The organism is Mycoplasma sp. 5370 (assembly GCF_054343435.1).
This window is the reverse complement of sequence record NZ_JBTGVF010000033.1, coordinates 1-7,468: the sequence shown is the minus strand read 5'-3', so window position 1 is coordinate 7,468 and position 7,468 is coordinate 1. Positions and strand designations below refer to the sequence as shown.

Here is a 7,468-nt window from a genome sequence, read left to right as displayed (position 1 = left end):
AGAAAAACTTTTAAATATTAAATCTTCAAGAGTTAGAAAAATACTTTTAAATATGATTAACAGTCATAAATTAGAATCTGTTGGAGAAAATAAAAACAGGAAATATAAACTAAAAAATAAAAAGCATAATAAAGATCTTAAGAATGTTAAAAATGATGCTAATAAAGAAAATAAAAATTTAGATCAGGAACTTATTGTTTTAAATTTTGCAAAACAACAAGAAGAATTTAAATCTAAAGATATAGAAAAACTTTTAAATATTAAATCTTCAAGAGTTAGAAAAATACTTTTAAATATGGTTAAAAATAATAAGTTAATATCTATTGGAGAAAATAAAAATAGAAAATATAAACTTAATAAATAATAAGATTAACAAGCAAAAATAATCATTTATTTTTTCTAAATTAATATAGAAATTGATAAATTTATTAAAAAATAATAAAAAAATTCAAGTTTTCAAAAAAAATTTGGATTTTTATGAATATTTTTATTTTTAGTAATATAATTGTATTCCAAAGAAATTTTGGAAAATATTAATAAGGAGAATTATGAATTTTAACATTGAAATTAATAAAAATATATCAGAAATTAATAAAAATAATTTTGAAAATACACATAAAATTAAAAGTATTGATTATAAAAATATATTACTAAACTTGCCAGAAAAAACTAAAGTTAGGATTTTAAAACTTGCTGACAAAGTACTTAACTTAAAATATGAAGATTTTTATAAATTGTCTTTTATAAAATTTCCAAAAAGAAGTTTTGAAAGAGTTAAAGAAGAATATAAAAAAAATATTTTTTATAATGAAATTAAATCTTCCTTAAAAACAAGAGAATATTTTATTTCTACAAGAAGTAGAATTTCAGATGAAGCTACAACATTTGAAGAATTACAAAATATGTACAATATTTATAGCAAAAAACTTAAACAAGACTCTAATAGTTTAGAAAATAGAAAAAAAACATTAGAAAATATTAGTGATAAGGCTACTTGAATTGGAGCTGTTTCATTTTTGTCTCCAGTAATTAGTGGAGTTTTATCTTTTGTTTCTTTAGGAACTTTAATTGCTAATTTAGCACAAGGTGAAAATGAAAACGGAAGAAATTTAAAATATTTAAATAATTTAATTGAAGAGTATACAGATGGAAGACTTGTATTTTTAAACCATCAAACTCAAGCAAACTGAGATAGATTATTCCGTTATTATAATCAATTTTTAGAAAAAGATTTTGTAAAATATAGAAACGATTCAAACACAGAATTAAATAATTTTCTAGAATTTTTGCACAAAGATTTAATGAGATTAAAAGATATTTTAGTTGGTTATTCTAATTATTATGGAAATTATTAAAATAACAAAAAAAGAATATGTTATTTTAAAAAATGTTTTTATTTTTTTTCATATTACTTTTATATTAAGTTTGTTAATTTTATTTTTATGATTTATTATACAAAATTTAATTTTTGTAAAAAATGATTTATGGTACTATAAAATTTTATCTAAATTAATACCCATTCCAATAGTAATTTTAAATATTATAACTAAAAAAAATAAAAAATTTAATTATGAAACAGACGTAAAAATTTGAGAATTTTATTTTTGTATTCCTAATTATGATAGAGTTAAATCTACGAAGAAAATCAGTCAAGAAAAACTAAAAATAATTAAATTTATCATAACATTTTTATACATTTCTTTTACTCTATTAATTATTTTCAATATTTGTTTCAAAGTAAATATTTGAAATTTTGAAAATTTTATTTTTCTTAGTCTAACTCAAGTATTAACTTTCATTTCTTTTATGTTAATTTTATATATTATATTTTTTTTAAATAGATATTTACAAATCCATGTAGGAATGGGGAGAAAAATAAAGTGAAGTGATATTTTATTTTATGTTTATAAAAAATAATTTTCTTATAAAAGATAATTTAAAAATAATTAATTTACTATTAAAATCTATTTTAAAAGTCGATATCCCTTTTATAATCCAAGGGAGTTTCAGCTTTTACTTAGATGGTTTTATAGATGTTAAACCTAATGATTTAGATATTTTATTTCCTAAAAATAATCAAAATCTTAAAGAAAAAAATACAGATTGAGAAAAAATAGAAGAGACACTTAACATAGAAAAATCATATATAAATAACGAAGTTTATAAATCTTACTTAATTAAAAAAAAATTTAGCAAAATAAAATTGGAAATAATTTTGTCTAAAGAAATAAAACCAATTTATTATAAAAAACATCCAATATTAAATTTTTATTACACAAATGAAAAATATAGATTTGCTTCAAAACTTTCACAAATCTTTAAATTAACTTATTTATATGAAAAAAATATATATTTTAGAAAAAAATTGTTATTATCACTAAAATTAATAGAACAAAACTTTAATTTTATGAAAAAAACTTGCAATTTAGAATTGTGAAAATATTTTAAAGATAATATAATAAGTGATTTATATTTTCAATTACTTGGTTCTAAAATGAATTTTTATAAAAATTATGAAAAAATACTTAAGAATTTTGAAAAGTTTAAAATAGAAATTAATAATTTTCCAAATTTAAAAAAATTTTTAATATATTTAATTAAAAGAAAAAGAAAGTTTTTTGAAAAAATTGAAGTTATTTTTGAATTAAGAGATTCTTTCTTTTCTGTTTTCTTAACTAAAAATAAATTAGAAAACATAGAGCAAAATTATGGATTAAATTTCTTCTTAAATAAACAAGATAAAAATATTAAAAATAAATTGGAGTTATTTCAAAATTTTATTTCTGATTCTTTTCACAAAGTAAAAATAGAAAAATATTATAAAAATGAGGTTTTATCTTTATATATAGTATTTAATTTTTATACATTAGTTTTAGATCTATTAAAAACAAAATTAAAAAATTAAAAGGAGAAAACATGGAAATCAATGTTCAACATATACAAAATTTAAATTATAAAAATGAAAGTAAAAATAAATTCGTCTATAAAGAAATGATAAATTCTTTATCAGAAAAACATAAAATAAGACTTTTAAAATTAGCAGAAAAAGTGTTAAATTTAAATTATGAGGATTTTTACAAACTTTCAGGCTTAAAATTTCCTAAAAGAAGTTTTGAAAGAATTAAAGAAGAATATAAAAAAAGCATTTTTTACAATGAAATAAAATCTTCTTTAAAAACAAAAGAATATTTTATTTCTGACAGAAGTTCCTTAACTTATGAAGAAACCACATTTGAGGAACTAAAAAAAACATATGAATCTTATAAAAATAGAATTTCTAATGATAGAAATGACTATGTAACAAAAAAAGGTTGAATAATTGGTTCTCAAGTATTTATAGGTCTTCTTGGTATAACTGCAATACCTTTTACTTTTGGTGCAAGTGCTGCTGTTTCCGGTGTTGTTTCAGGAACTCTTCTCGCTGCTTCAGTAGGAACTTCTATAGCTGGATCTACTTTAACAGAGAAAGATTATACTTATATGTCTTCATATATTAAAGAATTTTTAGAAAATTATACACAACAAAGATTGGTGTACTTTGCTGATCCTTCAAAAGAAAATTTAATAGAACTTAGAAAAATTTTTCAAAGACTATGGAATCAAGAATTTATACAAAAAAGTGGTGCAGATAATGAAGAATTAAATGACTTTATTAATGCTATTAACAAAAATTTAAATGAAATAGAAAGAAAATTTTATGGTCACGGTTCACATTATGGAAACTACTAACAAAAATTTAAAATTTATAAAGATTTTCTTTCTTTTTTTGAATGTTTTATTTTTTAGTTTTATTATAGTATTAATAATTGGATTTTCGGTTTATAATTTATTTTTTGATTTACAAAGATTTAATTTTTACTTAACAATATCATTAGTGATTGGGGGTTTTATTATAGGAAGTTTGTTACTTATTTCAAAAAATTATTTTAGTAAAAATAATCCTCCAAAAGAAGCAAAACTTTGAGAACTTTATATTTGCTTTACTAATAAAGAAAGAATGGAAAATTCTAAAATAATGACTGAAAAACAAATTAGAAATTTTAAAAAAATAATGATAGTAAATTTTTTATGTATTATTCTTTTATTTTTAAGTGCAAGTGCTCTTAACTTTGCAAATATTTATTTAAAAAGTTCTAATGTAGCAATTATTTTATTTTCTTTAGCCGTTATTCTTCTGTTGCTTGTATATTTAGATAATTTATTTAAAAAACATCTTCAAATTCACGTAGGAATGGATAGAGAAAAAAGAAAAACAGATTTTCTATTTTATGTATTTACCAAGGAAAATTAATAAAATACAATGATTTGAAATTTTACTATTAATTCAAAATCAACACCTAAAATAGAATACAAATTAAATATTATTCCAGAATTAAAAAATGAAAAAAATATAAAAAAATTTATTAATAATTTAACAAATGAAGGAAAAAATGAGTTACTAAAATTAAAAGAAGATATTCTGAGTTTAAAATATGAAGATATTTTTTCAAATACAAAGGAAAAATATAGAAAAAATGATTTATATAAAAATTTTAAAAATTATTTCAATTTATCAGAATTTTCTTCTGATCAAGATACTAGTAATAAAGCAAAAAGTTCTTTGAAAGAAGTTACTGAAACTTTTAATAAATTAATTGATAGTTTAAATCATGAATCTAAAAAGAATAATAATATTAAAAATTTAATTTTTCATATAGTTATATTTCAGATTTTTGTTGTTTCTACTTTAATACCTTTTTTACCTAATAAAAAAATATTTTTCTCACTTTTTATTTCTTTATTATCTATCTGAACATTTTCAAATATTTTTTCTAATTTAAGTTTTTTCCAACCTGATAATACAAATCAAATTAGATATTCCAACAATTTTTATGAAGAATATACAGATCGAACCGAAACTTTCTTTAATAATCCAAGTAAAGAAAATTTTAATAGATTACAATATACATTTGAACACTTAAAAAACACAGTTAAAGGACCAGAACAACAAGAAGAAACAAATGATTTTTTATTAGCAGTTAAAAAACATTTAGAATTCATTAAAACTCAAATTCCAAATAATAATCAATAAAATACTTATTTATAAAATTATTGACTTATAACAAAAATATGCTATAATGTTAATAATTCTTCATTGATATGAAGGATTATCGAAACTAAATGTTTCAGTACGATAATATTTCCGATGCAGAAAGCATTATTTCATAGGTTAATATGTTAAGAAGGGTGAGCCGTTCTTAATTTTTTGTTATTTTCCTATATAATATAAACTATGGAAAAAATAATAAATTGAGATCAATATTTTATGGCATTAACAAAATTGAGTGCTTTACGTTCAAAAGATCCAAATACTAAAGTTGGAGCTTGTATTATAAATCAAAGAAAAAGAGTTATAGGATTAGGTTATAATGGAATGCCTTCTGGAAATGACGATGACTTCCCTTGACAAAGAGAAGGTGAAAACGCTAAAGAAACTAAATATGCATATGTAGTACATGCAGAAATTAATGCGATTTTAAATTCAATTACTTCTTTAGAAAATTCTATTTTATATACTTCCTTATTCCCTTGCTCTAATTGTGCAAAAACAATAGTACAATCAGGAATAAAAGAAGTTGTTTATTTTCAAGATAAATATCATGATACTGAAGATGCTTGAATTGCAAGAAAAATATTTAAAGATTCTTTTGTAAAAACAAGAAAACTTGAAGAAAGCAAAATAACTTTACAACTATAATTTTACTTTTATAAAGGAAAAACCAGTGTATTTATAAAAAATAGTAGGTAAATTTTACCTACTTTATTTTTATAGTCGTTATTTTTTATCTTTGTTATTTTTTTTGTTTTTAAATTTTCTAAATCATTTATCGAATCAAACTTCTCTTTTTAATTCTTCTTTAATTTCTTCTTTTTGTTTTCTTTTTAGATTAACATAAGCAATTTTTTCAGCTTCATGAAGATTATCAACATCTGTGTTCTTAATAACTTCTCTAATTTCATCTTCAATAATAATTTCTGTATCAATTGTTCCGTATTTACCTGCTTTAAATTTAACAATAGCTCAATAAGATACAGGTAAAATAATTGCTCCAGAGAATCAGTTACCTACTAAAGCAGGTAATGCATTTACAAAGAAAGCTTTTAGTGTTCAATCAATATTGTAAGCTGATAATTTATGAGCTGAATTTATATTAATTATGTTATATAAAGTATCTTTAAATCCTTTTACACCATCTGCATTAACATTTATAATGTGGGCTAAGACATAATCTTTTGTAATAACTCCGTTATTTATAGCATTATGAGCTCAATCTAAAATAACTTGTTCATTTCCATTTTTAAAATATTGAACATATTCAATATCGCTAAATAATCACCCAAATGAAAAAATAATTAAGTTAGCAATAACATGGTGAAATCCTGTTATTGTAAATAATCAAATAAAGAAGAAAATTATGAAAATTTTTCCAATTGCCCCTCTTGTTGCTAAAGTTGATCAAACAGTTCCAGCAACAATTAAGTTTGAAAACATTGAAGAAAACAGAATTTCTCATCAATAACTTGAAACTTTTTTAGTTATTAAATATTCTATAACTCTTAGTTGTTCTGCTTTGAAAGCTGCAGCACCTCTTAAAATTGCTGCAGAAATTAAAGCTCCAACTAAATTTCCAAGAAAAACAATTCCTAAATTTCTAAAAACCTTGTATAAACGTGCTTTTTTATCAAATACAGCAAGCATTGCTAATGTATCTGAAGTGAAAAGCGAACCACCAAGAATTGTAATCATCATCAAACCAACTGGGAAAATTAATGAAGCAACAAATAAAGCTGGGCCAGATAAGTGAAATTCACCTGTTTGTTTTAATTCATCATTACCATATCATGACAAAATATAAACATAAGCTACATAAGCTATTGCAACATAAACTGATGCTAAAATCCCCATTAAAAAGATTTTTCATCACACAAGTTTAGTCTTTTGATAACCATAATCCATTGCATTGGTAAAGTTACTCTTATAATCGTGCATATTTCCTCGTTTTTTTTAAAATTTTACCTTAATTAATAAAATTTATGTTATTATTATAATACTAATTTAATATATTTAAACAAAATTAGAATACGAAAATATGGGAACAAAGTTCCTATGTGAAAGGAAATATGAAAAAAGATATCCATCCTACATATCAAACTGTAAAAGCAGTATGTTCAACTTGTTCAACTGAATTTACTTTTGGTTCAACAGTAAATAAAATTTCTGTTGATGTATGTTCTGGATGCCACTCATTCTTTACTGGAGATAAATCTCTTGCAAGAGCAACAGGAAGAATTGAAAGATTCAACAGAATGGCATCATTTGCAAAAAACCACAAAAAATAAACTAATTCAAATTAATCAATGGTTTTCCATTGATCCTTAAATGAAATATAAAGTGCACCAGTGTTTTTATAACCTATTTGTATTTTAT

The 7,468-nt window shown here is 21.1% G+C and carries 8 protein-coding genes and 1 pseudogene; 8 read left to right on the top strand and 1 reads right to left on the bottom strand.

Annotated elements, in window-relative coordinates; translation table 4 throughout:
* From ACXX88_RS03765 to ACXX88_RS03735, 7 genes and pseudogenes are all read left to right on the top strand, one after another.
* Positions 1-364 (top strand): annotated as a pseudogene (locus tag ACXX88_RS03765) (hypothetical protein); the annotation flags it as partial.
* 184 nt (positions 365-548) lie between these two features.
* Complete coding sequence (locus ACXX88_RS03760; RefSeq protein ID WP_458557427.1) at positions 549-1,355, top strand: hypothetical protein; 807 nt, start codon at positions 549-551, stop codon at positions 1,353-1,355.
* Positions 1,356-1,885: 530 nt separating this feature from the next.
* Complete coding sequence (locus ACXX88_RS03755) at positions 1,886-2,905, top strand: hypothetical protein (RefSeq protein WP_458559632.1); 1,020 nt, start codon at positions 1,886-1,888, stop codon at positions 2,903-2,905.
* Between the two features lie 11 nt (positions 2,906-2,916).
* Positions 2,917-3,729 carry a hypothetical protein gene (locus ACXX88_RS03750; RefSeq protein ID WP_458557425.1) on the top strand — a complete coding sequence of 271 codons (813 nt, stop codon included), beginning with the start codon at positions 2,917-2,919 and terminating at the stop codon, positions 3,727-3,729.
* A gap of 145 nt (positions 3,730-3,874) precedes the next feature.
* The gene (locus ACXX88_RS03745) at positions 3,875-4,291 is read left to right on the top strand and encodes a hypothetical protein (RefSeq protein ID WP_458559631.1); all 417 of its coding nucleotides are present in this window, start codon (positions 3,875-3,877) and stop codon (positions 4,289-4,291) included.
* Positions 4,292-4,300: 9 nt separating this feature from the next.
* Positions 4,301-5,071 carry a hypothetical protein gene (locus ACXX88_RS03740; RefSeq protein WP_436358603.1) on the top strand — a complete coding sequence of 257 codons (771 nt, stop codon included), beginning with the start codon at positions 4,301-4,303 and terminating at the stop codon, positions 5,069-5,071.
* A gap of 201 nt (positions 5,072-5,272) precedes the next feature.
* The gene (locus ACXX88_RS03735; RefSeq protein WP_458557423.1) at positions 5,273-5,737 is read left to right on the top strand and encodes a deoxycytidylate deaminase; all 465 of its coding nucleotides are present in this window, start codon (positions 5,273-5,275) and stop codon (positions 5,735-5,737) included.
* Between the two features lie 78 nt (positions 5,738-5,815).
* Here ACXX88_RS03735 and ACXX88_RS03730 read toward each other — a convergent pair whose 3' ends face one another.
* Positions 5,816-7,030 carry a formate/nitrite transporter family protein gene (locus ACXX88_RS03730; RefSeq protein ID WP_436358605.1) on the bottom strand — a complete coding sequence of 405 codons (1,215 nt, stop codon included), beginning with the start codon at positions 7,028-7,030 and terminating at the stop codon, positions 5,816-5,818.
* A gap of 131 nt (positions 7,031-7,161) precedes the next feature.
* On the opposite strand from ACXX88_RS03730, the gene rpmE reads away from it, so the two are divergent.
* Positions 7,162-7,380: a 50S ribosomal protein L31 gene (gene rpmE, locus ACXX88_RS03725; protein ID WP_436358606.1), complete on the top strand. Its 219-nt coding sequence runs from the start codon at positions 7,162-7,164 to the stop codon at positions 7,378-7,380.
* Positions 7,381-7,468: the final 88 nt, after the last annotated feature.